This is a genomic window from Syntrophomonas palmitatica JCM 14374 (assembly GCF_001311885.1).
Classification (GTDB): Bacteria; Bacillota; Syntrophomonadia; order Syntrophomonadales; family Syntrophomonadaceae; genus Syntrophomonas_A; species Syntrophomonas_A palmitatica.
In genome coordinates, this window is record NZ_BBCE01000015.1 from 36239 (window position 1) to 61960 (window position 25722).

Genomic DNA, 25722 nt, shown 5'->3' on the forward strand with positions numbered 1-25722 from the left:
ATCTTCAAGGGTATTAATCCGCCGCGATGATCTTTTTAATCTATGCTGCATTAGTTTTAGAACGTTTTTGTTGATCAAACATTTCTTTAACCGACCAAAGGTTTACAAAAGCATTATAACCCCACAACATGGACCAGCCGATACTATTACTTATAATGCTTATATAAAGGCACAGGATGCCTAATATCAGAAATCCGATCCACGGCCATGTGCCAAACTTCGCTTCCAGCTTTACTATTAGGATGTGGTACATACCAATCGTAAACAGCACATATAAACCAAATAAAACTCCATAGTATTTCAATTTTATCTCCCCTTTGAATGGTTCCAAGTAATTTGTTATCAGGTGAAAATTTATGAAAATTATTGTTGATGGTGATGCCTGTCCCCGGTCTGTTCTGAAAATCTGCATGGAAATGGGAAAGAAATATAATATACCCGTGTGGACTGTGGCCAGCTTCAATCATCACATCGAATCCGATCACCATGTAGTGGTTGGCAATAGCGCCCAGGAAGCTGATCTGAAAGTTGTGAACCTTACCGGAAGCAAAGACATAGTTGTTACCCAGGATTGGGGACTGGCAGCTATAATACTGGGTAAGGGAGCTTTAGCCGTAAGCCCCGCTGGCCGTGTGTACCTTTCCCAAACCATTGACTTTTTACTGGAGGAAAGAGAAATTAAAAGTAAAGTACGCCGAGCCGGAGGGCGCACCAAAGGCCCGCGTAAAAGAACTGCTGCTGATGATAAGCGCTTTGCCGATAAGCTCGAACAAATAATAACCGCTAATTTATGATTCTGTGTAATAGACAAACCCTACGGTTCCCAATCCTGTATGCAATCCTATAACCGGTCCGATAGAACAGATATCAACCGGAAGACCATAACGATCCAACAGAACTTTACGTAAATGTTCGGCTTTTTCCGGAGCATTGATATGATGAATCAGGATTTCCTTTAAACCGTATTTTTTGCGGTCGTCTTCCATGAATTCCAGCATACGTTTGATAGCGGCATTAGTCCCTCTAACCTTTTCAGTTAAATGCGTCATCCCTTTCTTCATATCCACAGTAAGTATTGGTCTTATCTGCAGTATTGATCCAAGCAGCGCTGAAGCGGTGCCAATACGTCCGCCCTTTTTTAGATATTCCAAGGTTTCGGGCACAAAGTAAAAACGCACATGTTCGCGCACAAAATGAGCTGCTTGCAGTGCAGTTGTCATGTTTTTGCCCATTTTAGCTTCGCGAGCCGCCGCGACCACCTGCATACCCAAAGCCATACAGTTGGTATAAGAATCCATAATTTCAATAACAGCATGAGGAAATTCCTGCAGAACCTTTTCTTTAGCCTTGAGAGCGGTAGCATAGGTCCCGCTCATGGCTGAAGAAATGAAAATCGCTAAAACCTCGTCACCCCTGGAGACAATTTCGCGGAATTTGTCCATAATTAAACCCAGGGAGGGCTGGGACGATGTGGGAATAATACCGGTCTGTTCTACCTTTTTATAAAAATAGTCGTAGTCTACTTCAGTTTCCAGAAATGATTCATCGGGGAATTGAACACTGAGCGGAATTAAATCAATATCCAATTCTCTTTGTGTTTTAACATTTATATATGATGTACTGTCACTAATAACCTTTATGCCCATGAAAGACCTCCCATATATTAATAGGGATAATAATTCTAGAAAGTCTTATTAATTCCTTTACATTAGCAGAGGAATTCAAACCAAAAAGAAAATAACCTCCAGCTTAGCCGGAGGTTTATTATAATACCGGTAAATAATTGGCTTTCCTTGAGTCAGCTATTCCTTCCAAAAACGTTTGGCCTGGAACGTCAGTTCATCTCTGAAATCGGGATGAGCAATTTTTATCATTGATTTGACCCGATCCGCTACCTTTTTAAATTTCAAGTAGGCTACCCCATATTCAGTAACTACATACTCAACCTCGGACCGCGGGGTCGTTACAATAGTACCTGGCGGCATAAAAGGTACAATGCTTGATCGCAGCCTTCCTTCTTTATCTTTCCAGGTGGAATTCAGGGAAATTATACTCTTTCCGCCCTGAGACAGCCCTGCCCCCTGGATAAAATTCATCTGGCCTCCGGTTCCGCTGTATTGACGGTGGCGAATGGATTCTGCTCCGACCTGCCCAACTAAATCCATACACAGGGCATTGTTGACTGAAACAAGGTTATCATTCTTGCCAATTATATAAGGATTATTATTATACTCAACTTCAGTGAATAAGAAACTGTCATTATGGTCTACATATTTCCACAATTCACTGTCCCCCACGCAAAAAGTAGCCAAAACCTTGCCCGGATAAAAGTTTTTCTTGGAGCCATTTACCACTCCGGCTTTCATTAAATCCATAAATGATTTCTGAACAACCTCGGTATGAACCCCCAGGTCTTTCTTATCACGCAAAAAATATCCGATGGCATTGGCCAGTCCTCCAAGGCCTAACTGAATTGTAGATCCATCCGGTATCATATCAGCTATATAGGCGGCTATCTGGCGTTCGATATCAGTTATCGGTATGTCTGGAATTTCAACCAGATCGGCATTGCTTTCGCAAATGTAATCCACATTGGAAATGTGGATCTTTAGTTCCTCCCCTTCCAACCAGGGTGTTTTGGGATTTACTTCGACCAGAACCAAATCCGCGTTAGCAATGGCCTTGTTGGGAACCAGCCCTCCAAAGCAGGATCGGTTGAAATAGCCATCCTCATCCATAGGGGTTACTACCATAGAAACAACATTAGGTTTTCTTGCTTCCTGCCATGGTCCCAACTGATTCAAATGCTGCGGAATATATGAAGCCGTTCCCCATTCAATCAGCATCCTTTCCACAGGTCCAACAAATGGTGTTTCAATATGAATATTTTCTTTGTATTCCGGTTTCATAAAATCATACAATTTCAGAGCCAGCCCCAAACAGATGGTTACATTACGAATCTCTTTCGCCCTGGTACTGAGGGCTACATGGAAATCATGCGGAATGTTTATTCCGCCGGGTTCTAAAATAACATCATTGCTTTTAATCATTGACGCCATTTCATCAGGACTGCGCAGCTTGCTCCGGTATTCTTCCTTTACTGAAGCATACTTCATTTCTCTTAATTTTCTCTCTAGCATTACCATAAATAAAACCTCCCCCTTAAAAATTTGGCTGCCCATCCTTAAATGATGCAAATTTAGTGCCATTTGCAGGAAGAGGTTATATCCGTATTAACCCAAGCTATATATTTATTCAAAAGTCAAAATTTTTGCACAGTTAAAATTTTTCCAAGGTTTTGGGCCTTTACTCACTGTACAAGAAAATGGACTAATCGTCTTAATATTTTGACATTATAGGGCTTTAGATAATTTCCATGTTTAGTTGCTCCATCTTATTATAAAGCGATGATCTGCTGATCCCAAGGAGTTGAGCCGCCCTGGTTCTATTGCCATTACTGGCTTTCAATGCCCTAATGATAGTGGCTTTTTCCGCTTCCCTTTTGGCTTCCTTTATGTCAAACCCGCTGTATTCTTCGGTCTTCCTTCGTGTGGATTCATTGGAAAAACGCAGCAGGTTATCGACTGTAATTATACCCTTGCGAGCATCGGTACAAGCCCTCTCAATAACAATATTTAGTTCTCTGATATTTCCGGGCCAATGATAATCAGCAAGCAGTTTCAGAGCCTCATCATTCAAGTGCTCTACCTTGCCTCCGTTCTCGCGGTTATAATTGTCGATAAAATGCTGACACAACAAAGGTATATCTTCAATACGCTCGGACAAGGGAGGTATTTTCAGATTAAAAGCGTTTAAGCGGAAGAAAAGATCCTTGCGGAATTTGCCCTGGGTAACCAGTTCGTTGAGGGGAACATTGGTAGCTGAAATGACTCTGACATTTACCGGTATTATTTCGGTAGACCCTACCCTTTCAATTTCATTTTCCTGCAGAGCCCGCAACAATTTGGCTTGAGCCATCCATGACAGTTCACTAACTTCATCCAATAATATGCTGCCGTTATTAGCCAACTCAAACTTGCCTGGTTTGCCGCCTTTACGCGCGCCCGTAAAAGCACCCTCTTCATAACCAAACAGCTCTGATTCTAGCAAATTGTCAGGTATGCCAGCACAATTAACTCGAATAAATGGGCCTTCCCTTCTTGAACTTTCCTGGTGAATGGCATGGGCGAATAGCTCTTTGCCGGTTCCAGTTTCACCATAGATTAAAACCGGATTATTTAAAGGAGCTACTATTTTAACCATCTCTTTGACTTCACTTATGGCCTGGCTTTCTCCAATAATTGCGCTCAGTGAATACTTGGCGCCAAAAATTTTGCGCATCTCTTCCTTGTAATATTTCAATTCGGAAAACATTTGGTCAACCCGCCTGGCAAAACTCTGGCTTCATCCTTATACCTGAAAATACTGATTCCCAGGGCGCCAATTATCCGGCCATCGCTCAAAATCGGTACTCGGGAAACGATTTGATATTTGCCGTTCAGTTCCCACAAATCTGCTATAATCGGTTTGCCGGTGTTTAGTACCTCTAACATTCTGGTATGGGGAAATACTTCATCAACCCGTTTGCCTAAAACCTCTTCCTTTTTCAAACCCGATTCCCGCATGTAATAATCGGTAAAAACCCTGACTATACCCTCTTTATCAATTATTAACGCTCCTTCTATGCCGGTAAAAATCCCCTCGACAATCTCTAAATCCCTAGGGGTCAACTCATTTAAATTCATTAACTATCCCCCACTTTCAATGGCTATCTCTACTTTATATATTAAATACTGTATATCGAAAAAGCGATAAGACTGTACTAAACGAAATTTTCCAAGAAGGAAATATCCTTATAGGGGCGAATTTAATCAAAAAGAAAACCAGGAAGGGGTTAGACCAGGTGCTGGACTTAAACACTGTTGACAACATCATGATTGCGGCCTTAAATCATGAAAAAACCAATTCTATCTCCATGCAGATCTTGCAGCAGCTCGAAAATGCAATTGACCGATTAAATAGTGAGGAATCAATTAAAGGTTTGGTATTGACAGGCAGCGGCAGATTCTTTTCCAGCGGTTTTTACCTGCCTGCCTTCTATAATTTTCAAACTGAAGATGAGGTCACTAATTGGTTTAAATATGAAGAAGAAGTTCTGCTTAAGCTTTTTACCTGTTCCAAGCCGGTAGTGGCAGCCTTGAATGGACATACGGTAGCGGGCGGACTTATCTATGCCCTGGCTTGTGATTACATTTTAGCGCTTAATAATCCAAAGATTAAAATCGGTATGAGCGAAATAAACATAGGTCTGTCACTTCCGCCGGTGCAAACAGAAGTTATGCGCTATGGGCTGGGAACAGTCAAAAACTATAAAGATATCATTTTTTCCGCCCGGATGATTAACCCTGCTCATGCTGTAGATATCGGTATAATTGATGAATTGCTTGAAGATAACGAATCATTAATTGCAAAGGCTAAAGACAAAGTCTGTGCTTTAATCGATACTCCAGGCAGGCCTTTCATAATGTTGAAATACCGGCACAGGATGCCGCATGCCCGTCTAATGAGACAGGCTCTTGACGATTGCGCTTGGCATCCGTTCAGCGGCGCCTTTGTTGATGAAAATGTTAAGCATACCCTGCGTAAAATCCAAAAGTCTATGGAATAAAACAAAACTATTGCTCTTCAACTATTATAATGCTGATTGCGGCTAAAAGAACCTGCATCCCGCCACTGGCTTTACTTATTATTTTTACTAAACTAGAATAATGATAATTAGATATTCATAATTCCTAAAAGGAGGTTGTCGTAGTGAAAAGAAATCTAGTACTTATCCTCGTATTGTGTTTGGCATTGGGCCTGGTGATCGGCGGCTGTGGCTCCAAAGCTGAGGATGGCGGAAAGAATGCTTCCCCCGTTAAGACAGACAGTTCATGGACAGACATTAAGGAAAAGGGTTATTTTATTATTGGGTTGGATGATGCCTTCCCCCCAATGGGTTTCAGAGATGAGAAAAACAATATTGTGGGGTTTGATATTGATCTGGCCAAAGAGGCTGCCAACGTTTGGGAGTGGAAGTTAAGTTTCAGCCTATTGTATGGGAAACCAAAGTTGAAGAATTGAACGGCGGGAATATAGATGTTATCTGGAACGGACTCAGCATTACGGAAGAGCGGAAAAAACAGATGCTGTTTACCAGTCCCTACATTCAGGATCGCCAAATAATTGTTGTTACACCCGAATCTACGATTAATGGAAAAGCTGATCTGGCTGGCAAAAAAATAGGCATTCAGGCTCAGAGCAGCGCAGTGGATGCGGTTAAGGCTGATAAGGCTACGTACGAGGTCATAAAAAATAATCTCCTGGAATTTGAAAGCAATGATCTGGCTCTGCGCGATCTTAAAGGCGGTGGACTGCAAGCGGTTGTCGTAGATGAAGTAGTGGGTCGTTACTATATCGCAAAACACCCCGGCGAATACAGGATCCTGGAGGACAACTTCGGCATAGAGGATTTTGCGGTTGGCCTAAGAAAGACCGACAAGGCTTTTTTGGCTGAGCTGAACAGAGTGCTTGATGCCATGAAAGCCGACGGGACAGCCGGTAAAGTATCACAACGCTGGTTTGGCGAAGATATCATAAAGAAATAATGATTGAGTTTTAAATATAACCTGGTTTGCACGGACAGGCTATCAGTAAGGTGCTGTTAGCCTGTCATATTCTTATTTTCTCTAAGGGGACATATATGGACTATATTATGATGCTGCTGCCGCCCATGATTAACGGCTGGGCAGTTACCATGCAGTTATTTTTTCTCACCCTGGTACTGGCGCTGCCTGTAGGTGTGCTGATGGGCATAGCGCGTCTTTCACACTGGAAGCCGCTGCGCTGGTTTATGGAATTTTACGTCTGGTTGTTTCGCGGAACTCCATTATTATTACAGCTGCTTTTTTTCTATTTTGGACTTATGACGGTGGGCCTGCGTTTGGAACGTTTCCCGGCTGCGCTCCTGGCTTTTGTGTTAAATTATTCGGCTTACTTTGCGGAAATTTTTCGTTCCGGCATCCAGTCCATAGACCAGGGCCAATATGAGGCTGCAGATGTATTGGGTCTGAATCGCAAACAGACTATGAGTAAAATTGTACTGCCCCAGGTATTTAAACGAGTGTTGCCTCCGATTGGCAATGAAGTTATCAATCTTGTAAAAGACTCCGCCTTGATATATATACTGGCTATCAGCGAAGTCTTAAGGGTAGCCAAAACAGCGGTCTTGCGTGATGATTCCTTCATTCCTTTTTTAATCGCGGCAGTATTTTATCTGCTTATGACAGCATTGGTTCAGCAGTTTTTTAAATGGATGGAAGTTAAATTTGATTACTATCGTTAGGAGTTAATTCTATGTACATGCTGCAAGCCCTGGATATTTATAAGAGCTTTGGCCATTTAGAGGTCTTAAAAGGCGTAACGCTGCAGGTGAAAAAAGGAGAGGTAATCTCCATAATCGGACCTTCAGGATCGGGTAAAAGCACATTATTGCGATGTTTAAACCGCCTGGAGACTATTGACCGCGGCTTGATTGAAATTGAAGGTGAAATCATGGTATCCACCGGGGCTGATAAACGGGCACATTACGGCAATGAAAATGACATCGCGCGTTTGCGCCGCAAGATGGGTATGGTATTTCAGAACTTCAACCTTTTTCCTCATAAATCAGTCCTGCAAAATCTGACTCTAGCTCCCATTCTCGTGCAGAATTGTGACGCCAAAGCAGCAGAACAAACCGCCCTGGCATTATTGGAGAAGGTGGGGCTTGCCCATAAGGCCCGGCGATATCCCTTTGAACTGTCCGGTGGTCAGCAGCAAAGGGTAGCGATAGCCCGCGCCCTGGCTATGAACCTGATATACTGTGTTTTGATGAACCTACCTCAGCCCTGGACCCAGAACTGACCGGTGAAGTCTTAAGGGTAATAAGAGACCTGGCCCTGGAACATCGCACTATGATAGTTGTAACCCATGAGATTGGCTTCGCGCGTGAGGTAAGTGACAGGATTATTTTCATGGATGACGGTCTGATAGTTGAGGAAGGCAATCCGGAAGACGTTATCGCAAATCCGCATCATGAACGCACCAGGAGTTTCCTCGGTACGGTACTTACCGCCTGGTAGTATAAAATATTCACCTCTTTTGACCATTATTGTATCGGCCCATCTTTTAGACGCTAATCACTTTCAGAACTTCTCATCCATTTTTACTGCAAATATTTATCAGCATGAATAGGATTTGTTGCAGGAATTTGCTATTAAAAACTTGAAATGTTTTTTACTGCCATTATTAAAACCATATCTTGATAATAAAAGGACTGTTGCATTATGAATTGGCTTGCCAGATTTATCGGCAGCGAACTGGAGTTTCCCCTGCGGCACCGGGTTTTTAACCTGCTGGCTTTAGTAGGTATATTTATTGGAGTTAGCACCAGTATCAGTAATCTATTGTTGGGTTTATACAGCGAGATGTTTATTACTTTTACTTTTACCGTATTTTTAGTCTGCATGTATTATCTGTCCATGACAATTAAAATCTTTCCTGCGTTTGTAACTTTATTATTTATGGCTTTTGTTTTTTACCCGGCAATGTGGTTCATTCTGGGCGGAACTTCGGGAACGGTTGGTATGCAGATGGTAGTCCTGTCAGCGATGATTGCTCTTTTACTTCCACCGCGGCGCAGGTTTTATTTCTTGATTGTCTTTTTTATAATGGCCAGCGCTCTGGTTTACATAGAATTTCGCTATCCGGATACGGTTCTCGAATATCATCGACAATCAACCCAATATATTAATATGTGGTCGGGTCTGATCATATCGTGCCTGGCCAATTTGCTTCTGGTTCTGCTGGTAATAAACGAATACAATCAGGAGAGCGCCAGGGTTAAGTTATACCTGTCCCAGGTTGAAGCGCAAAAGCATGAGATAAATCAACAAGCCCGCTTGCTGCGGGTTAAGAATCAGGAACTGAGCGAAGCCTATGATAAGGCTGAACAGCTCAATCATATGCTGTTGGATGAAAAGGCTATGCTGGAATTGGTATCAATAACAGATGGTTTAACCCGTATCTTTAACCGCAGACATATTCTACACTGCCTGGAAATGGAAATCGCCCGTTCGCGGGAACAGGATGGTCCCCTCTCAATTCTACTTTTAGACCTGGATCATTTTAAATCTGTTAATGATACTTATGGGCATCTGGCTGGAGATGAAGTCCTGCAGCAGGTAGCCCAAACAATTAAGAATACCGTACGGAACACCGATATGGTGGGAAGATACGGAGGCGAAGAATTCCTGGTGCTGCTTCCTGAATCAAACCTCCAGGGGGCCATAGCTATCGCCGAAAGACTGCGTTTGAACATAGCTGCTTTAACCTGGAACTATGAAGGTTTACACGTTACTATAAGCGGCGGGGTCAGCGAATTCAAACATGAAAGTATGTGGATATTTTTGAACCGGGTTGATAATCTTCTCTATAAGGCTAAAGCCAACGGCCGCAATCGCATCGAAAACGATAGTGCCTTAAGTTAAACAGTTCTTAACACTCTTAACTAACTGGTACATAGAACCCAGCATCATATCTTCCGGATAATAAGCCAGAGCACCTGTAATATATTTTGCAAACAGTTCCGTTGTTACTGCTTCCTCGCTAATACCTTTTTCAAGCTTGGATTTTATTTCTGCAAAAGCTTCTTGGGCAGCCAAAAGGCCGTCCTTATAATACTCCTGTACTTCTTTGCCGGTACAGACTTTACCATGCCCGACCCCTAATATCTCAGTGGGAATATCCATAATCCTTTTTATGCTGTTTATATATAATTCATAATCCTGAAAGAAAACGGGAGACATCAGCCTGAATCATCACGATATCCTGCCGCATCGGACAAGAACATCGCTTTGTCCTGCTCAAAGTATGCGGATATGGAACAGGGACTATGTCCAGGAGTTTCAAAAATATCTATTTTTAAATCATTACCCAGGTTCAAAGAATCACCATCCCCTACGCACAAATCAATCCCCAATAATTCTATATTTAGATCAGCGGGTTTTTCTTTTAATAATCCATTTTTGATATAGGCTGCGGTTACGATATCATCAGCCCTTTTCAGAGCCTGCTTTACTTTGTCCGAGGTCAATATTTTCTGCGTGCGCGCACTTCCAACTGCCAGAGCAGACGGGAACAGGGTTTTAAGCATGGCTATACCGCAAACATGATCGAAATGCGAATGCATGGCCAGAATGTATTTAACCTCAGGTTTTTGGGGCAAACTTGCCCATTGTTCAGCCAGTAGCGATACCCCCGCGGTCATACCACATTCTATTATTACCGCTTCTTTTTGGCCTGCCAGATAATAATTAAAATTTGTATTTCCAAGCAATAATATATTATCGCTTAACCGCTTCATTGCATTTCCTCTCCTTTTCCAATCATTAAAATTACACAGGTTTCACAGCTTACACAAATTAATATCTTACTCGCATTAAATTAATCATAGCAAATTTGCATGTAATTATACCAAAGAGCGTTATAGGAAAAATATGGTACGTTAAAATGAACTTTCACATATGCTAAATTGGATGTCAATAATAAGCGAGGTGAATGTTATGGGTTATAACAGTCACAGTTTATCATTTGGGTTAGTATTATCTCAAGTTGATCCGCAATTGCCCAGCGTAGTATTAGCTGTTCTTTTACTTATATTCCTGGCAATAACTGCAATACTGTTGTGCAGTAAAACCCGCTTTTATCGATCACTGCTTAAGGATTATAAAGAAGGCTGTTATGAGGCTTTAATGAAAACTGTTGAAGCCAGGAATCATGTAACCGAGGGTCATGCCAACCGTATGCAGGAAATGGTATCAATACTTGCTGCAGCATCAGGATGCACTGATAAGGAAATTCACGACTTACGATTGCTGGCTCAGTTCCACGATATAGGCAAAATAGGCATACCAGACCATATACTGTCAAAACCTGGTCCTCTAAATGAAGAGGAATACTGTATTATGCAAAGACACTGCGCTATCGGATATCGTATTGCCCTCTCAGCTCCTGACCTGACCCACATTGCAGATTGGATATTAAAACACCATGAACGATGGAATGGTAAGGGATACCCTTTAGGGTTAAAAGAAAGTGAAATTCCTCTCGCCTGCCGCATCCTGGCTGTTGCTGATGCCTATGACGCCATGACCAGTGACCGTCCCTACCGTAAAGCCATGGATCCGGAAAAAGCTGTGAATGAATTAATAATCAATGCAGGGACTCAATTTGATCCTGATCTGGTTATTTTGTTTATTAGCTGCCGGGAGAAACTGAATAATATAGTATTTTAGTAAGAAAATTGCCACCGATTAACACAGATTCAACTGCATGATAATATAATCTGCATAAGGTTAAAACCGGATTTCCCGCATTAATTAAGACTCAACCAACATTTCCAAAGGACTGCAAAGATGGGTGGTCAATATAATAAACAAGGCGGATGAAGCTCGTCATCCGCCTGACTGTGGACAGTTATTAATTTAACTGCGGTTTTCAAAAGTCGAACAACAGGTTCCATCTGCGGTTTCGGCTAAACCGTCACCCATGGCATCCACTTGTAAAGTATCGGCATGGCACATCCTGCTTTGGTTGTAAATGCAATTGGTTACACTGCATTTAACTTTTATCTCGGAAGTTTTCAATTTATATATCACCACCTTATTTCTTTCTGTCATTTTTCCCATTTTCGGTACGATTATGAATAATGGTGGTAAGTTTTACCCATCCCTTTTAATGAAGCAATTCTGATAAATCTGGCCGGCACGGTTCCTTTCCAGATTTACAAAATCACCGGTTTTTAGAGTAATAATATTAGTTTTAATGGCTGTAACCAGCCAAACATGAACGGTAATAACCGATTCCTGTATATCTTTTACAGTTAGACATATGCCATTGACAGAAATATGATCATCGATTCTGATGTTTTCTGCCAGGTTTCCAATATCAATCTTAATAATTTGATACTTATTTTCTGCAGCTTTTATCGATACAACCCGACCAGCAGCTTCAACTAAGCCTCTAAAGACTATTTCCTGTTCAGACGTTTCAATTCAACTCCCTGTTATTAATAATAGGAATTTAGATCAAAAAGAAGCTTACAGCCATGATATATGTAACACCAAACATAAAAGCCGCAGCAAATGCAGCCTGGGCTAAGTCCTTTTTACCCATTCCAGCCAACATAAATTACACCCCCCAGAACAACTGTTCTGGCTTAAATATAACCACGAACACATGTTCTGTCAAGGTGTTTTTTAATTTTTAGTCTTCATAGACCTTCCAAAACGGAGCTTCGTCTTGCCAATTCCAAGCTTCGAGGTATTTCTGCGGTGCTCTCATGACAATCGCTTTGCAGGAGGCTGTTACTGTTCCATCAGCCAGTCTGATTTCGCCGGCTACACGCGCACGGTTCTTATCCTGCCTTAGTACCCATCCTACTGCTGTTAATGGCTGTCCGGTAGGAGTTGGACGACGGTACTTCACTTCAAGGTGAGTGGTAACAAACAGACTGTTAATATCTCCATCGAGCATTACCGCTCTCCCTGAGGTTTCATCCAAAATTGTAGCCACAATTCCTCCATGAACAAAACCGGGATAGCCGTTATATTGATCGGGAACAACTACTTCGCCTTTAATCTGTTGAGCTTCGTGGTCGTTATACCAATTCATTTTTAAACTAAAATCATTTTGACGGCCACATACAAAACAGCTTCTGGAACTAGGTTGCTTGTCCATTTAATATCCTCCTCATTAATCCGCTGCCATTTTTGTTTGATATTCCTTCAAGAATTTTTCTAAACGATCCATACCCTCTTTTATATTATCAAGTGAATTGGCATAAGATAAACGAATATATCCTTCGCAACTAGAGCCGAAATCAATGCCTGGTGTAACAGCTACCCTGGCTTTTTCTAAGATTTCGAAGGCGAATGAATATGAATCCCTGGTGTATTCTTTTACATTTGCCAGGGCATAAAAGGCACCTGTAGGTTCTACCCTGGTTGCCAGGCCCATATCCCGCAAACGCGCCAGCAGATAACGCCGCCGCTGGTCGTATGTTGCCCGCATTTTCTGCACGTGATCCTCGCAATCCCTGAGAGCTACTATCCCTGCTTCCTGAGCAAATGATGATGCACATATGAACAGGTTTTGCTGCATCTTCTGCAATGAACGCATATATTCACGCGGAGCTATAAGATAACCCAAGCGCCACCCGGTCATGGCAAATAGTTTGGAAAAGCCATTGATAACAAAAGCGTCCTGGCTGTATTCGAGTATGCTGTGCTCTTCCCCTTCATAGACCAGACCTTGATATATCTCATCAGAAATAATACTGGTATCCAGAGCAGCCAGTGATTTTAAATCTTCTGCTGACATAACCACCCCGGTGGGATTGGCGGGAGAATTTATCATAACCGCCCTGGTGGAAGGATTTATTAGTTTTTGAACTTCAGTAGGGCGCATTTTGAAACCATTATCTTCATTAGTCGGTAAGAACACCGGTTCAACATTAAGAAAACGAATAAAATTAGGATAACACGCATAATACGGGTTAGGCAAAATTGCCTCCCGGCCCTGCTCCAATAAAACAGAGAATACCAGAAGCATGGCCGGTGAAGTCCCCGAGCTAACCAGTATCTGTTCAGGAGATATATCAACCCTAAATTTTCTCCAATAATAAGCTGCTATTTCCTCGCGCAATTCAAGTTTACCCAAACTATGAGTATAATGCGTATCCTGTTTTCGTAGTGCCTTTATAGCTGCTTCCGTAACTGGTTCGGGCGTCGGAAAATCTGGTTCTCCAACTTCCAGGTGAATGATTTCATTTCCCTGAGCTTCCATTAACTTGGCTTTTTCCAATACATCCATAACAATAAACGAACTTATGTTATCAGTCCTGCTGGCTTGCACATTTAACCCTCCCATATTTTATATATCAAAACAAAAAAGCTGTGACTTTCCCTTTTTTTAAACAGGGATCCACAACCAGTAGATAATAAAAGTTAAAATATTAATATTTAATGTATTAGCTATGGAGCCCTTAGTTTTACATCTTTCATTTAATACCTGGTTATAATTTAGGAATTCTGATAGTGCTTATCATTAAAAACGATACAATCAGCAGGGATATTATGGTAAAAATAAATCCCAGGGTCTGCGCTCCTATAGATACAAAGGCCATTAAAGCTCCGGCTAGAGTAATGGGTATGCCAACGAAATAATCATCTATCTTAAGTACATTAAACCTGGCCAAACGATAAGCTCCGCAGCCAATATAAAACACTGCCGCCAACAAACCCAACCATCCTGTATGGTAATCCAAAACCTGAGCATACAGCAATACTGCCGGTGCTACCCCAAACGATACCAGGTCACACAGGGAATCTAATTCTCTGCCAAATTCCGAAGTGGAATTAAAGCGCCGCGCTATTCTGCCATCCATACCGTCCATAATAACGCTGCCAGAATTAAAATGGCTGCCATACGAAAATTATGATTAATGGTACAAATTAGCGAGATAGACCCAAGGATCAAATTGCTGAGAGTAACTATATTAGCACCTCTGCTAGTGAGTAATGATACCAATGACCGTCTCCCCTCCCCTTACCTTTTGGCCAGGTACCACTTTAATGTCAGTCTCGAGAGGCAAATATAACTCGGTACATGAGCCAAATTTTATGAGACCAAATCTTTCTCCGCCCTGCAGTTTATCACCGGGATTCACCCAGCAGACCAATCTTCTGGCTATAATCCCGGTTATTTGAACGACCAATATCTTACCAGCCGGACTGCTTATTCCTAGATAATTCCGTACATTATGCAGGCTGGCCTCCTTTTTGAAAGCAGGTAAAAATGAATTGCCGTCTTTCTTAATCCACTCTACCTGCCCGGTAGTAGGCATCCGATTAATATGTACATTAAAGATATTCAAGAAAATACTGACCTTAATAGCCTGACCCTGTATATATTTTTCCTCCTCCACCTGCCGTATTTCCATAACTTTTCCGTCCGCAGGAGCAAGCACCATGTTCGGATCCGATGGAGACTGACGTTTAGGATTACGAAAAAAGAAGATGGAAAAGGATGCTAAGAGCACCAGTATTACAGGTAACCATTTAAAACCAAAGCAATAAAGAAAGGCAGCCAAAGCCAGACTAATAAATATATATGGCCAACCTTCCCGAGCTATAAATTCATCATGAGACATTTAATGATCTCCAATCAAATTTATGATTATATTCACAGCTTTTTCAACCTGACCTATAGACCATAATATTATTAAATCAGACATAAATCCAGCTAAATCTAAGCGTATACTCAGAGTCTTTTTTACACTATCCGATCTTTACTCTGAAATTATTCTTAAATAAATGATTATTCAACTCAATATATTGTGTGCGAAATGCATTATATCGAGCATATACGATATAAGCACAAGTTTACTAAATGGAGATATTAATTACCCGACTTGAAAAACGTTCATTAGAATTATAGTAAAAAAGAAAGGGATTGGGTTCAGTGAATTTTTGCCCTGATACCGGGTCAACAATGAAGTATTCCAGATGAAGCATTCTTTTTAATTCAGTCTTCTCCGCTGTGAATTTATATCTGGCTAACAATTCCTGATTGCGTACTATATGTCTGAACTGAACTTTGATGTCAGGCGGATTGTATGATTTCAAGGCCGCAGGCAACATCTGCATATGGTAATTGCTAAGATAATCGTATTTCAATTTTTCGTTTACAACAGTTGAATAACCAGCATGGTTTTCTTCAACAAACCTCATTAAGAAATTATATTCGGCATCTTTACGATGCCCCCTGGTAAATAATTCCTCTTTGTGCCAGAAGTCTGCGAAATCAGTATAGAAACTGAATGCCTCCCCTTTATATATCTCATTTACAATGTAGTTGAGGGATAATTTGAAGTCTCTGCTGTTGTAGTATAGCTCTAATAATTTTTCTATTTGTGTCAGGCGGGTAATTTCTGAATATGAAATGTATTTACTGTTCAAAATCTGATAGGGAGGATGATTTTGAAACTCGTAACTGTAATATTCGGCAATTTCACGCAAAGGTGATCCTTTCAGGAGTTTCAGGAATCCTAATTGTATGTGGTCAGGCTGCAGATTATAGACCTGGTTAAATGAATATGAAAAATTACTATAGGTTTCAAAAGGAAGACCGGCTATCAAGTCCAGATGCAAATGAATGTTGCCCTGTGCCTGTAGTTTTTGCACATTGCTGTAAAAACGCTGCCAATCACATTTTCGGTTAACCGCTCGCAGGGTTTCAGGTTTAGTTGACTGCACCCCTATTTCAAACGCGAATATGCCAGCAGGTATCTGCAGCAGGAAATTCATGAAATCATCCGATATAAGGTCGGCGCATATTTCCAGGTGAACACGGCAGGACGGCTTTTGATTGATAATATATTCCATAATGGAAGTGGCCCTTTTTTCATTACAGTTAAAGGTGCGGTCGACGAATTTGATCTCTCGGCATCCTGACTCAAAAAGCGCTGCCAAATCCTTTTTCACTCTTTCCAGTGAAAAATAACGTACTCCGGGTTGGGCTGCGGAAAGACAATATGCGCACCTAAATGGACAACCCCTGGATGTTTCATAATAAGTAATTTTGCCTTTATAACGGGCCATATCTCCAGCATATGGGCTGGGAATATGGTCCAATATTTTTATTAATTGCTGGTCAGGATTTGACCTTAACTCAGTATCCTGACGGAATGCTATACCACGAACCTCTCTCAGAGGCAAGTTGTATTTCAGGGCGGTAAGCAATTCCTTTAGGATGATTTCCCCTTCCCCGCGGATTATTATGTCTATGTCCGGATTTTCTCGCAGCAAATCCTCAGCATCAAAGCTTACTTCAGGTCCTCCTAAAACTGTAGTGATTGGCGGCAAAATTTTCTTGATATCACTAACCAGACGTAAAATATATTCAATGTTCCAAATATAACAGGAAAAACAGATTACTTTGGGTTGGAGAGCAAAAAGGCGGGATAAAATGGAATCTAAATGATCGTTAATGGTAAACTCAGCTGATTCTATTTGCCATTCATCACTTTTACAATAGCTTTCCAGATAAGCCAATGCCAGTGACGAGTGAACATATTTGGCATTCAAGGCACATAAAACTATTTTCATCTGGTGCTCCATAGGTTCAGGCGGTTATTCTTCGCCTATTATCTTAAGTTCAGGCCGCAATTCCACTCCAAATTCCTTATGGACTGGCCTGGATTTCAGCGATTAACTGCAGGACATTATCAGCCGTGGCATTGCCCGTATTTACTATAAAGCCGGCATGTTTGGTTGACACTTGAGCGCCGCCCACCCGGTATCCTTTTAAACCAAGTTTCTCTATCATAGGACCAACATAATGGCCCTCAGGACGCCGGAAGGTACTGCCCGCACTGGGCATTTCCATGGGTTGTTTATCAAAACGTCGATAATGGAAATCATTAATCCTGGTCATTATTTCATCTATATTATCTTCTTTTAATTGCAGCGTCGCACCCAGCACTATATATTGGTTTTCTTGAAATATGCTGTAACGGTAACTGAGGTTAAGTTCTACAGCCTTAAAATGCTTAATTTGCCCAGCGGGACTTAATGCTTTAACCTCCAGGAGTACATCCTGCATTTCTCCCTCATAGGCGCCGGCATTCATAACCACTGCACCGCCAAGAGTACCCGGTATACCTTCGGCAAATTCTATCCCGCTTAAACCATGCCGAGCGGCGATTCTGACCAATTCAGACAAAGCAATACCGGCTTCAGCGGTTATCTTATCCCCTGTTATGTTAACAGAATTAAGTTTTTCTCCGAGCTTAATAACTACTCCCCTTATACCTTTGTCCCTGACCAGCACATTTGTTCCGGCGCCAATTATGGTAAATTGAAGTCTGTTTTCCATACAGCGTTTAATAATATTTTCAACTTGCCCTACTGTGTTGGGCTCCAAGAGAATATCCGCCGGTCCGCCGATTTTAAAGCTGGTATGCAAGCTCATGGGTTCTTTTATTCTTATTTGTTCTGGTGATAATAAGTCGGCAAATATAGAATACATGGCTGCTCCTTTATGAACAAATGAATGCTGCGCCATATTTTACAACCTGAGATATGGTTAATCGCAACACTACCATATTATTATCTAAAATCATTCTACGGAAACACCTTATTATTTATTACGTGTAATTAAATCTATCCTGGATTTACAATTGCCGTCTAAATTATACCGTATTCACAGTAGTTTTATAATCCCCAGCGCAACCTTTGTGATATAATAGGCAGGGACTTTGATTAGTCTAAATCTGACAATTTCCTGCGATTAACTATTATTTATCGTATTTTACCTACAATTTTCCGGGAGGAGGATTAGATTGGATAAAGCGGAATTAAAAAAAGAGCTGATTAAGATTTTAGGGCCGGAAAAAGTATTGAGCGATGATCTGGACCTGATGTATTACTCCTACGACAGCTCTTTTTGACCAAGCTTAAACCTTTAAATCCCAGCGCGGTGGTTATGCCCCGTTCTACTGAGGAAGTTCAGGCAGTTATGCGTCTGGCTTATGAAAATGGTATACCGGTAGTACCGCGCGGAGCAGGGACTGGTGAAACCGGAGGCTGTATCGCCATGCAGGGCGGCATTGTCATGGACCTTTCTACCTGGGATGAGATTGTAGAAATTGACGCAAAAAATATGCAGGTTCTGGTCCGTCCCGGTGTTATCCACGCTAAATTAAATGATGAATTGGCAAAATTTAATCTCTTTTTCCCGCCCGACCCGGGCAGCAGTCAAATGTGTACGGTGGGCGGCATGGTAGCCAATAATGCCAGTGGCCTGAGAGCGGTCAAGTACGGCACCACCGAACAGTATATACTGGGGCTTGAAGTAGTCCTTGCTAATGGAGATGTTATCACAACAGGCGGAATAAAAGCCCGTTGTATCAAAAATGTATCGGGGTTAAATCTAACCAAATTAATGGTGGGCTCTGAGGGAGTTCTGGGGGTGGTCACCCGCATCAGGCTGCGCTGCTGGCCCAAACCCAAAGCTCGTGGTATTGCTATGGCGGTCTTTGATAATTTGGATGACGCGCCAGCCACTGTATTGGAAACATACCAGGCCGGCATTCTGCCATCTGGTATTGAGATTTTGGACAGTTCGGCTATAAACGCAGTAAATCAGTTTAAACCGGAAATAAACCTTCCCCAGGCTGAAGCTATACTCTTGTTTGAAGTGGATGGCAATCCGCCAAGTGTTGAGTATGAAGGCAGTATTATTAAAGAAGTAGCAGGACGCAGAGCTCGTCAGGTTGAATGGTCGACCGAACCCAAACGGATGGCCCAGTTATGGGAAGGCCGCAGCGTTACAGCCACTGCCGCCGCTCGAGTCAGACCAGACGGCAGCCGTATATTTGCCGGTGAAGACATCTCGGTGCCATTATCTAAGGTGGCTGACACCCTGCGTACTATCAGAGCGCTCGGGGACAAGTACGGAATTAAGGTTGTTAATTATGGCCACATCGGTGATGGTAATGTGCATACCGCCCCGGTCATTAATCCTGAAAATCCCGAGGAGGTCGAAAAAGTATTGCAATTGGTGGATGAAATTCACCGTATGGCGGTGGAACTTGAAGGCACCACTACCGGCGAACACGGTGTAGGCGCGGTGAGAAGACAATACGCTGAACTGGAGCATGGACTGGCTGTTAAATATATGAATGAAGTAAAAAAGGCTTTCGACGATAAAGGCATAATGAACCCCGGAAAGCTGTTTTAAGAATTGATTAACCACAGACAGATACAGATTGGTCAAATGGGGTGACAAGGGGACGGTGACAAGGGGACGGTTCTCTTGTCACAGATTACTTTTGGAACTTTAGGATAAGACAAACCGCTGTATAATTAGTTTTAATCTGTGTTGAAGTGTAACCCTGTATGAGGGAGGAGGATATCATGGAATTTAAGAAATTGCCTCCGGTTAAAGAACAGATTATGAAATGTGTTCGCTGCGGCAAGTGCCGCAGTGTTTGCCCGGTTTTTTCAGAAATCCGCAATGAGACTGCTGCTCCGCGCGGTCATGTATTTATGGTGCAGATGCTGCGCGATGGCAAGGTGGAGCCTGAGAAAGCCGTATATGAAAAGCTCGGTAACTGCCTGTTGTGCGAAACCTGCAGTATCAACTGTCCTTCAGGTATAGATGTACATGAACTTAATGCTGCGGCTCGTTCATATATTTATGAGAATAAACCCAGCACCACAAAGGAACTGGTTTTTGATACCCTGTGGACCAAACCGGGTCTGTTGAAAACCTCGACCTGGATTATGAGCGGAGTACAAAAACTGGGTCTGCAAACCTTCGCGCGCAATACCGGATTAACCAAAATACTGCCCGGAGACCTGTCCCGAGCCGAAAAGATTATGAGCGGAGTGCCTTCCCGTTCGGCACGCAGTCAACTGAAACGGGTAAACCCAGCGCAGGGTGAAAAGAAATTTACCGTGGGCTACTTCCTGGGATGTGGCACCGACCTGCTTAATCCGGAAATAGCTAAAGCGACGGTTGATGTCCTGACTAGAAATGGCTGTGAAGTCATTATCCCCAAGGATGCGAAGTGCTGCGGAATGCCTCATGTAGCCAATGGCAAACTGGATACTGCCCGGCGGCTGGCGGTGCATAATATTAAAATATATAATTCTTTTAATTTGGATTATATCATTAGTGATTGCGCTTCTTGTTCTTCGGCTCTGTCAGCCAAGCATATGGAGTTTCTTCTGGGAGGCCTGAAGATTGAAGATGAGGCTCAACAGTTTGCGGGCAAGGTTATGGATCTGACTCAATTCCTCGTGGAAGTATTGGATATCAAGATACCAGAAAAAAATATCGATGAACTGACCCGAGTAACTTATCATGATCCCTGTCACCTGGCCAATGCCCAGGGTATAAAACAAGCCCCCCGAGAACTTCTAAAACGTATTCCTGAAGTGGAATTTGTGGAGATGCCTGAAGCCAACCGCTGCTGCGGCGGATCGGGTACCTACAGTCTTACCCATTATGACCTGTCTATGAAAATACTTGACAGAAAGATGGATAACGCAATGACTACCGGCGCTAAAAAGCTGGCCACCTGCTGTCCCAGCTGCTCCATGCAGCTTAAATACGGGGTTGAACGCTGCCACTGGCAATGCGAGGTTGTACATCCCGTGGTTTTAGTTAGCCGCAGTTACCGGCAGCTGCCGGTTCGGAGTTAAAACATAAGCCTGCTGATTTTGTATCAGCAGGCTTAATATTTTGGGGCTTATTCGATTATCAATAATAAATTAATAGAGCGTAACAACTCAGTTGTCATTACGCATAATTAGTCAACTGCGACATGGAGGTATTTATTATTCGGCTGGTTTGCTTATCTTCTTTTCAAGCTGGTGATTAATATAACCGTTGGTGGAATTTATAAACTCCCGGCTCATAGCCTGCATGCTGCTCTGGCTTTTTATCAGCTGTTTTATCAAAAGCTCCGAATTTTTTGAACTCTCCTGCATCACCTTTTGGCTCTGTTCCACATACTTCTTTGTGATTTCATCGGTTTTTTGTTTGTTCCATTTTAAATTGTCCAACCAAAGATCCCACATGCTGGTAAAACTCTCAGGAGAATAAAACGAACTCATAAAACTCATATATTTATTAAACAATATTTCTCCCCCTTTCTATTTATTATACTAGCTGCTTTTTCAGAATAACAAAAGTCATATAATGCTAATATATGCAGCTATTACATTCTGATTTTAGCAAATTTGCGTTTCCCTATTTGAACAACCATACCCTCACAGAGGGTAATATTTTCCTGATCGATTTTTTCTCCGTTAATTTTTATACCGCCCTGCTGCAGCAAACGCCGTGCCTCGCTGCTCGATTCGGTCAGCTTGTGTTCGGTAAGAAACTTTGGCAGCCAGACTTCTGTTTCTGATGCAGTTATTTCAGGAATGTCTTCAGGTATATCTCTTTGTGAGAAAACCAGTTTGAATCTTTCCTCTGCCTTAACGGCTTCCTCCTGGCTGTGATAGCAGCTTATTATTTCCCGGGCCAAACGCATTTTGGCATCCCTGGGGTTCATCTTTTGGTTCTCCATGTCATTCTGCATAGCTTGTATCTCATCCATCGCAACCCTGGTCAGCAGTTCAAAATAACGTATGATTAGACTATCGGGAATCGACATAAGTTTACCAAACATCTCCTGAGGTTCTTCGCTTACTCCCACATAGTTGCCCAGGCTCTTGCTCATTTTCTGCACCCCGTCAGTTCCTTCAAGAATCGGCATGGTTAAAGCGATTTGCGGTTCATATCCATAGGCCTTCAATAGATTTCTTCCCACCAGGAGGTTGAATTTCTGGTCAGTGCCTCCCAGTTCCACATCAGATTGAAGAGCCACCGAGTCATAGCCTTGCATCAATGGGTACATGAATTCATGAATTCCTATAGGCAGTCCCTCGCGATATCTTTTATCAAAATCGTCACGCTCCAGCATGCGGGCAACCGTGTATGACGCGGCCAGGTTCAGCACTTCGACTAGATTAAGCTTCATCAACCATTCACTGTTAAAGTGAATTATTGTTTTCTCAGGATCAAGCACCTTAAATATCTGTTCTTTATATGTTGCGGCATTGGCCATAACTTCTTCTTCAGTCAGTTGTTTACGAGTCTCCGATTTGCCGCTGGGGTCGCCTATCCGGCCTGTAAAATCTCCGATTATCAAGTGAACTTCATGTCCCAGTTCCTGAAACTGTCTTAACTTATTCAATACAACCGTATGGCCGAGATGAATATCAGGAGCGGTAGGATCAAGGCCAAGTTTAATCCTTAAAGGACGTTTTTCTTTAAGTGATTTATATAATTTTTGCTTGAGTTCCTCCTCAGGGACTATTTCTGCCACACCACGGCGTATCTCTTCCATCTGAGCCTGAACCCTGGCATCAATACTCTCCACGCCAATACCTCCTTGCTTAGCTTAACAAATAATAGCACAAGCCCGATTTGATGTGCAATAATAAGAGCTAATACTGCGTATAGATTACATATAAAATATTTTGTCCTATCCTGTAAGAAGGAAAACCCAGGGTAATGTCTAATTTTCCTTAAGTAATATAAATTCATGGAGGCACTCTTATTGATGGTCAAAAAAAGAAAAAGCGCACACAGCAGATCAAGATCCCCCAGGAATTTAATATATACTCTGGCTGTGGTCTTCTTAATCTGCACCGGTGTTGTGGTAGGCGTCTTCGTTTTCGCTGCCTCTACCCTTCCCGACTGGGATACGGAGCAACTGTCCGGAGCCAAATCAAGTTTAATCTATGACGATCAGGAGCAGCTGGCTGCCAGCCTGCATGCTGAGGAAAACCGCACTGAAATTACTTTGGATAAAGTACCACATGATTTAATAAATGCTTTTGTAGCTATAGAAGATCAAGATTTTTATAAACACCATGGGGTCAATTTCAAGGGGATTCTACGTGCTGTGGTCAGAAACCTGCAGTCCGGCAATATGACCGGGCAGGGGGCCAGCACTATAACCCAGCAGTTGGCCAGAAATGCGTTTTTAACCTTTGATAAACAATGGGAACGTAAACTCAAAGAAGTAATCCTGGCTTTTAAGCTGGAGGCTACCTATTCAAAAGACGAAATAATGTGTATGTATTTAAACAAGATTTATTTCGGTGGTGGAGCTTATGGGGTTCAGGCTGCCTCCAACACCTATTTCGGCAAGGACGCCAGCGAGTTGTCTCTGCCTGAATGTGCTTTGCTGGCGGGATTGCCGCAGAGCCCCAATGCCTATAATCCCTTCCAGTTCTATGATAAAGCCAAGTCCAGGCAGCAAATGGTTCTAAATAGCATGGTTCATTGCGGATATATAGACCAGGAGACGGCTGCAGCCGCTGCGGCCACTCCCCTGGTATTCAAGAAATCCACTTTAGCTAACACCCGCTACGGTTATTACGTGGACGCAGTCGTTGACGAAGCCCTGGATATATTAGAACAATCCGACAAATATGCTGATTGTAATGATGTTTTATATAAGTCAGGACTTCGCATTTATACGGGTTTGAACAGCGAGGTCCAATCTTATACGGAAGAAATATTCGCCAATCCTGCTAATTTCCCTCAGGAAGGAAAATCTGTAGATATACAGGCCGCCATGGTGATGGTTGATCACAGTAATGGTGAAATCAAGGCTTTAATGGGGGGAGAAAATACGAACGAGCTAGAGGATTCAACCGGGCCTTGAGCGCGCACCGCCAGCCGGGTTCATCAATTAAACCGCTTTCAGTCTACTGCCCCGCTCTGGAGTCCGGATATATGCCCTTCTATGTGCAGGATGATGCTCCGATTTCTTATAAAGCAGGCGGAGAGGTTTGGAGTCCGAAAAACTTTGACGGAAAATTCCGGGGACCTATTACCATGCGAACCGGGGTGCAGCATTCTATTAATACCTATTCTGTGCAAATGCTGGATAAAATCGGGGTCAGAAAGAGTTTTGACTTTGCACGGTCTTTAGGACTCAGTGTCACCGATTCGCCCGGCAAAAATGACCTGGCTCTGTCTCCCCTCTCCCTTGGCGGTTTAACCTATGGTGTTACCCCAGTTGAAATGGCGGGAGCTTATTCAGCTATAGCCAATGGCGGTGTTTATATCAAGCCGCATCTGATTAAACGGATAGTAGACGCAGATGGAGCGGAAATATATAGTTACCAACCTCACTATAAAAGGGTAATGAAAGAACAAACCGCCTGGCTGATGACCGACCTATTGAAGAGTGTAGTCAGCGGGGGAACCGGAACGGCTGCGGCGGTTCCCGGAGTAATCACAGCGGGTAAAACGGGAACCACGGAGAAAAACCAGGATGCCTGGTTCTGTGGTTTTACACCCGGCTATACTATGACCGTTTGGATAGGTTATGATGAAAAAGTAGTCATGCGGGACCAATACGGCGGCGGGTGTCCGGCGCGTATTTTCCGCTCCGTTATGAGTAAAATGCATGAAAAATATCATCCCAAAGCCAAAGGTATGCCTTCCGGAATAATCAAGGTTACAGTTTGTTCGAAATCCGGCAAATTGCCATCGGAGTTCTGTGACCAGGATAAACTGGTTACTGATTACTGTACCAAAGAAGCTGCTCCTAAAGAGACCTGTGATGCATGCCAAACCATTTATATTTGTCCTGAATCAGGTAAATTGGCTGGCAAGTATTGTCCCAATCCGGTTCCCTTCAGCCCAAACCTGGATGAAACCGGTAAAGCAACCAATACCGCACCCACCGAGCAGTGCGATATACACACCCAGCCGCAGTTGTTTAAAAGTTATAATAATACCTACGATCCTAAAAAAGGGGGAGAAGTATATATATGTACTGATCCCAGACACGAAGGCCGGGTTTACAGAGCCAATATTCCCGGCGCACTTCAGAGCGGCGGATGTCCCGATCAGTACATTCAAAAGGTACAGCTGCCACCGGGAGAAGCCATCGAATTATGTCCTCTCCCTGACCATCAGTTAAAAACCAAAAAACCTAAAGAAGTCCTTCAGGAAATCCTGGACCACTAAAGGTTTATAGGCCACTGGTCAGCACAT

At 42.6% G+C, this 25722-nt stretch carries 26 protein-coding genes and 2 pseudogenes; 11 read left to right on the top strand and 17 right to left on the bottom strand.

Annotated features, from left to right (window positions below; genetic code table 11):
* Window positions 1-40: 40 nt before the first annotated feature.
* On the bottom strand, window positions 41-304 hold the full coding sequence (locus tag JCM14374_RS09405) for a DUF4491 family protein (protein WP_054696481.1): 264 nt from the start codon (window positions 302-304) through the stop codon (window positions 41-43).
* A 52-nt stretch (window positions 305-356) separates the two neighbouring features.
* Here JCM14374_RS09405 and JCM14374_RS09410 point away from each other — a divergent pair, with 52 nt between their 5' ends.
* On the top strand, window positions 357-794 hold the full coding sequence (locus JCM14374_RS09410) for a YaiI/YqxD family protein (RefSeq protein ID WP_054696484.1): 438 nt from the start codon (window positions 357-359) through the stop codon (window positions 792-794).
* On the opposite strand, the gene JCM14374_RS09415 is transcribed toward JCM14374_RS09410, so the two are convergent.
* The 4 genes from JCM14374_RS09415 to JCM14374_RS09430 form a co-directional block, all read right to left on the bottom strand.
* Entirely contained in the window at window positions 789-1646 is an 858-nt protein-coding gene (locus JCM14374_RS09415) for a DegV family protein (protein WP_054696487.1), read from the bottom strand. The two genes, JCM14374_RS09410 and JCM14374_RS09415, sit on opposite strands and share 6 nt — an antisense overlap.
* Before the next feature lie 156 nt (window positions 1647-1802).
* Window positions 1803-3146, bottom strand: coding sequence for an acetyl-CoA hydrolase/transferase family protein (locus tag JCM14374_RS09420; RefSeq protein ID WP_054696492.1), 1344 nt, complete (start codon window positions 3144-3146; stop codon window positions 1803-1805).
* A 217-nt stretch (window positions 3147-3363) separates the two neighbouring features.
* Window positions 3364-4362 (bottom strand): sigma-54 interaction domain-containing protein, encoded by a 999-nt coding sequence (locus tag JCM14374_RS09425; protein WP_172674201.1) that lies wholly within the window; start codon window positions 4360-4362, stop codon window positions 3364-3366.
* Window positions 4359-4745, bottom strand: coding sequence for a transcriptional regulator (locus JCM14374_RS09430; protein WP_054696499.1), 387 nt, complete (start codon window positions 4743-4745; stop codon window positions 4359-4361). The genes JCM14374_RS09425 and JCM14374_RS09430 overlap by 4 nt, the downstream gene beginning before the upstream one ends.
* A 158-nt stretch (window positions 4746-4903) precedes the next feature.
* Between JCM14374_RS09430 and JCM14374_RS09435 the strand changes: the two genes are divergently transcribed.
* From JCM14374_RS09435 to JCM14374_RS09455, 5 genes and pseudogenes are all read left to right on the top strand, one after another.
* Window positions 4904-5668, top strand: a complete 765-nt coding sequence (locus JCM14374_RS09435; protein WP_054696502.1) for an enoyl-CoA hydratase/isomerase family protein — start codon at window positions 4904-4906, stop codon at window positions 5666-5668.
* 326 nt (window positions 5669-5994) lie between these two features.
* Window positions 5995-6647: pseudogene (locus JCM14374_RS09440) on the top strand (amino acid ABC transporter substrate-binding protein).
* A gap of 95 nt (window positions 6648-6742) precedes the next feature.
* Window positions 6743-7384, top strand: coding sequence for an amino acid ABC transporter permease (locus JCM14374_RS09445; protein WP_054696505.1), 642 nt, complete (start codon window positions 6743-6745; stop codon window positions 7382-7384).
* 11 nt (window positions 7385-7395) lie between these two features.
* Window positions 7396-8162, top strand: a pseudogene (locus JCM14374_RS09450) (amino acid ABC transporter ATP-binding protein).
* 204 nt (window positions 8163-8366) lie between these two features.
* Entirely contained in the window at window positions 8367-9569 is a 1203-nt protein-coding gene (locus tag JCM14374_RS09455) for a GGDEF domain-containing protein (protein ID WP_054696508.1), read from the top strand.
* Here JCM14374_RS09455 and JCM14374_RS09460 read toward each other — a convergent pair.
* Window positions 9561-9887: a hypothetical protein gene (locus JCM14374_RS09460; RefSeq protein WP_054696511.1), complete on the bottom strand. Its 327-nt coding sequence runs from the start codon at window positions 9885-9887 to the stop codon at window positions 9561-9563. The two genes, JCM14374_RS09455 and JCM14374_RS09460, sit on opposite strands and share 9 nt — an antisense overlap.
* Window positions 9887-10444 (bottom strand): MBL fold metallo-hydrolase, encoded by a 558-nt coding sequence (locus JCM14374_RS09465; protein ID WP_054696514.1) that lies wholly within the window; start codon window positions 10442-10444, stop codon window positions 9887-9889. Before JCM14374_RS09465 ends, JCM14374_RS09460 begins: the two co-directional genes overlap by 1 nt.
* Before the next feature lie 199 nt (window positions 10445-10643).
* Between JCM14374_RS09465 and JCM14374_RS09470 the strand changes: the two genes are divergently transcribed.
* On the top strand, window positions 10644-11375 hold the full coding sequence (locus JCM14374_RS09470) for an HD-GYP domain-containing protein (protein WP_054696517.1): 732 nt from the start codon (window positions 10644-10646) through the stop codon (window positions 11373-11375).
* A gap of 189 nt (window positions 11376-11564) precedes the next feature.
* On the opposite strand, the gene JCM14374_RS09475 is transcribed toward JCM14374_RS09470, so the two are convergent.
* The 8 genes from JCM14374_RS09475 to murB form a co-directional block, all read right to left on the bottom strand.
* Window positions 11565-11726, bottom strand: coding sequence for a DUF1540 domain-containing protein (locus JCM14374_RS09475; protein WP_207641618.1), 162 nt, complete (start codon window positions 11724-11726; stop codon window positions 11565-11567).
* A gap of 75 nt (window positions 11727-11801) precedes the next feature.
* Window positions 11802-12134, bottom strand: a complete 333-nt coding sequence (locus JCM14374_RS15785) for a hypothetical protein (RefSeq protein ID WP_083454010.1) — start codon at window positions 12132-12134, stop codon at window positions 11802-11804.
* Between the two features lie 211 nt (window positions 12135-12345).
* Complete coding sequence (locus JCM14374_RS09480; protein ID WP_054696522.1) at window positions 12346-12819, bottom strand: PaaI family thioesterase; 474 nt, start codon at window positions 12817-12819, stop codon at window positions 12346-12348.
* A gap of 15 nt (window positions 12820-12834) precedes the next feature.
* Window positions 12835-13995: a pyridoxal phosphate-dependent aminotransferase gene (locus JCM14374_RS09485; protein ID WP_242848942.1), complete on the bottom strand. Its 1161-nt coding sequence runs from the start codon at window positions 13993-13995 to the stop codon at window positions 12835-12837.
* Between the two features lie 160 nt (window positions 13996-14155).
* Complete coding sequence (pssA, locus tag JCM14374_RS09490; RefSeq protein ID WP_242848943.1) at window positions 14156-14536, bottom strand: CDP-diacylglycerol--serine O-phosphatidyltransferase; 381 nt, start codon at window positions 14534-14536, stop codon at window positions 14156-14158.
* Window positions 14537-14650: 114 nt separating this feature from the next.
* On the bottom strand, window positions 14651-15292 hold the full coding sequence (locus JCM14374_RS09495) for a phosphatidylserine decarboxylase family protein (protein ID WP_054696528.1): 642 nt from the start codon (window positions 15290-15292) through the stop codon (window positions 14651-14653).
* A 235-nt stretch (window positions 15293-15527) separates the two neighbouring features.
* Window positions 15528-17249, bottom strand: a complete 1722-nt coding sequence (locus JCM14374_RS09500) for a B12-binding domain-containing radical SAM protein (RefSeq protein WP_054696531.1) — start codon at window positions 17247-17249, stop codon at window positions 15528-15530.
* A 76-nt stretch (window positions 17250-17325) separates the two neighbouring features.
* A complete protein-coding gene (gene murB, locus JCM14374_RS09505; RefSeq protein ID WP_369397339.1) occupies window positions 17326-18207 on the bottom strand; it encodes a UDP-N-acetylmuramate dehydrogenase in 882 nt (293 codons plus the stop codon).
* Window positions 18208-18588: 381 nt separating this feature from the next.
* Here murB and JCM14374_RS09510 point away from each other — a divergent pair, with 381 nt between their 5' ends.
* A complete protein-coding gene (locus JCM14374_RS09510) occupies window positions 18589-19884 on the top strand; it encodes an FAD-binding oxidoreductase (RefSeq protein WP_369397340.1) in 1296 nt (431 codons plus the stop codon).
* Between the two features lie 176 nt (window positions 19885-20060).
* Window positions 20061-21353: a (Fe-S)-binding protein gene (locus JCM14374_RS09515; RefSeq protein WP_054696533.1), complete on the top strand. Its 1293-nt coding sequence runs from the start codon at window positions 20061-20063 to the stop codon at window positions 21351-21353.
* Between the two features lie 135 nt (window positions 21354-21488).
* Here JCM14374_RS09515 and JCM14374_RS09520 read toward each other — a convergent pair whose 3' ends face one another.
* Both JCM14374_RS09520 and tyrS read right to left on the bottom strand, forming a co-directional pair.
* Complete coding sequence (locus JCM14374_RS09520) at window positions 21489-21791, bottom strand: hypothetical protein (RefSeq protein ID WP_054696536.1); 303 nt, start codon at window positions 21789-21791, stop codon at window positions 21489-21491.
* Window positions 21792-21871: 80 nt separating this feature from the next.
* Window positions 21872-23050 carry a tyrosine--tRNA ligase gene (gene tyrS, locus JCM14374_RS09525; protein WP_054696589.1) on the bottom strand — a complete coding sequence of 393 codons (1179 nt, stop codon included), beginning with the start codon at window positions 23048-23050 and terminating at the stop codon, window positions 21872-21874.
* Window positions 23051-23266: 216 nt separating this feature from the next.
* On the opposite strand from tyrS, the gene JCM14374_RS14775 reads away from it, so the two are divergent.
* Window positions 23267-24379, top strand: coding sequence for a transglycosylase domain-containing protein (locus JCM14374_RS14775; RefSeq protein ID WP_242848945.1), 1113 nt, complete (start codon window positions 23267-23269; stop codon window positions 24377-24379).
* A complete protein-coding gene (locus JCM14374_RS14780; protein WP_242848944.1) occupies window positions 24376-25695 on the top strand; it encodes a transglycosylase domain-containing protein in 1320 nt (439 codons plus the stop codon). The genes JCM14374_RS14775 and JCM14374_RS14780 overlap by 4 nt, the downstream gene beginning before the upstream one ends.
* Window positions 25696-25722 lie beyond the last annotated feature (27 nt).

Coding starts and splice junctions, on each gene's coding strand:
- JCM14374_RS09410 (WP_054696484.1), top strand. CDS start 357: ATGAAAATTATTGTTGATGGTGATGCCTGTCCCCGGTCTGTTCTGAAA.
- JCM14374_RS09415 (WP_054696487.1), bottom strand. CDS start 1,646: ATGGGCATAAAGGTTATTAGTGACAGTACATCATATATAAATGTTAAA.
- JCM14374_RS09420 (WP_054696492.1), bottom strand. CDS start 3,146: ATGGTAATGCTAGAGAGAAAATTAAGAGAAATGAAGTATGCTTCAGTA.
- JCM14374_RS09430 (WP_054696499.1), bottom strand. CDS start 4,745: ATGAATTTAAATGAGTTGACCCCTAGGGATTTAGAGATTGTCGAGGGG.
- JCM14374_RS09445 (WP_054696505.1), top strand. CDS start 6,743: ATGGACTATATTATGATGCTGCTGCCGCCCATGATTAACGGCTGGGCA.
- JCM14374_RS09455 (WP_054696508.1), top strand. CDS start 8,367: ATGAATTGGCTTGCCAGATTTATCGGCAGCGAACTGGAGTTTCCCCTG.
- JCM14374_RS09460 (WP_054696511.1), bottom strand. CDS start 9,887: ATGTCTCCCGTTTTCTTTCAGGATTATGAATTATATATAAACAGCATA.
- JCM14374_RS09465 (WP_054696514.1), bottom strand. CDS start 10,444: ATGAAGCGGTTAAGCGATAATATATTATTGCTTGGAAATACAAATTTT.
- JCM14374_RS09470 (WP_054696517.1), top strand. CDS start 10,644: ATGGGTTATAACAGTCACAGTTTATCATTTGGGTTAGTATTATCTCAA.
- JCM14374_RS09480 (WP_054696522.1), bottom strand. CDS start 12,819: ATGGACAAGCAACCTAGTTCCAGAAGCTGTTTTGTATGTGGCCGTCAA.
- pssA (WP_242848943.1), bottom strand. CDS start 14,536: ATGGACGGTATGGATGGCAGAATAGCGCGGCGCTTTAATTCCACTTCG.
- JCM14374_RS09495 (WP_054696528.1), bottom strand. CDS start 15,292: ATGTCTCATGATGAATTTATAGCTCGGGAAGGTTGGCCATATATATTT.
- JCM14374_RS09500 (WP_054696531.1), bottom strand. CDS start 17,249: ATGAAAATAGTTTTATGTGCCTTGAATGCCAAATATGTTCACTCGTCA.
- murB (WP_369397339.1), bottom strand. CDS start 18,207: ATGGCGCAGCATTCATTTGTTCATAAAGGAGCAGCCATGTATTCTATA.
- JCM14374_RS09515 (WP_054696533.1), top strand. CDS start 20,061: ATGGAATTTAAGAAATTGCCTCCGGTTAAAGAACAGATTATGAAATGT.
- tyrS (WP_054696589.1), bottom strand. CDS start 23,050: ATGGAAGAGATACGCCGTGGTGTGGCAGAAATAGTCCCTGAGGAGGAA.
- JCM14374_RS14775 (WP_242848945.1), top strand. CDS start 23,267: ATGGTCAAAAAAAGAAAAAGCGCACACAGCAGATCAAGATCCCCCAGG.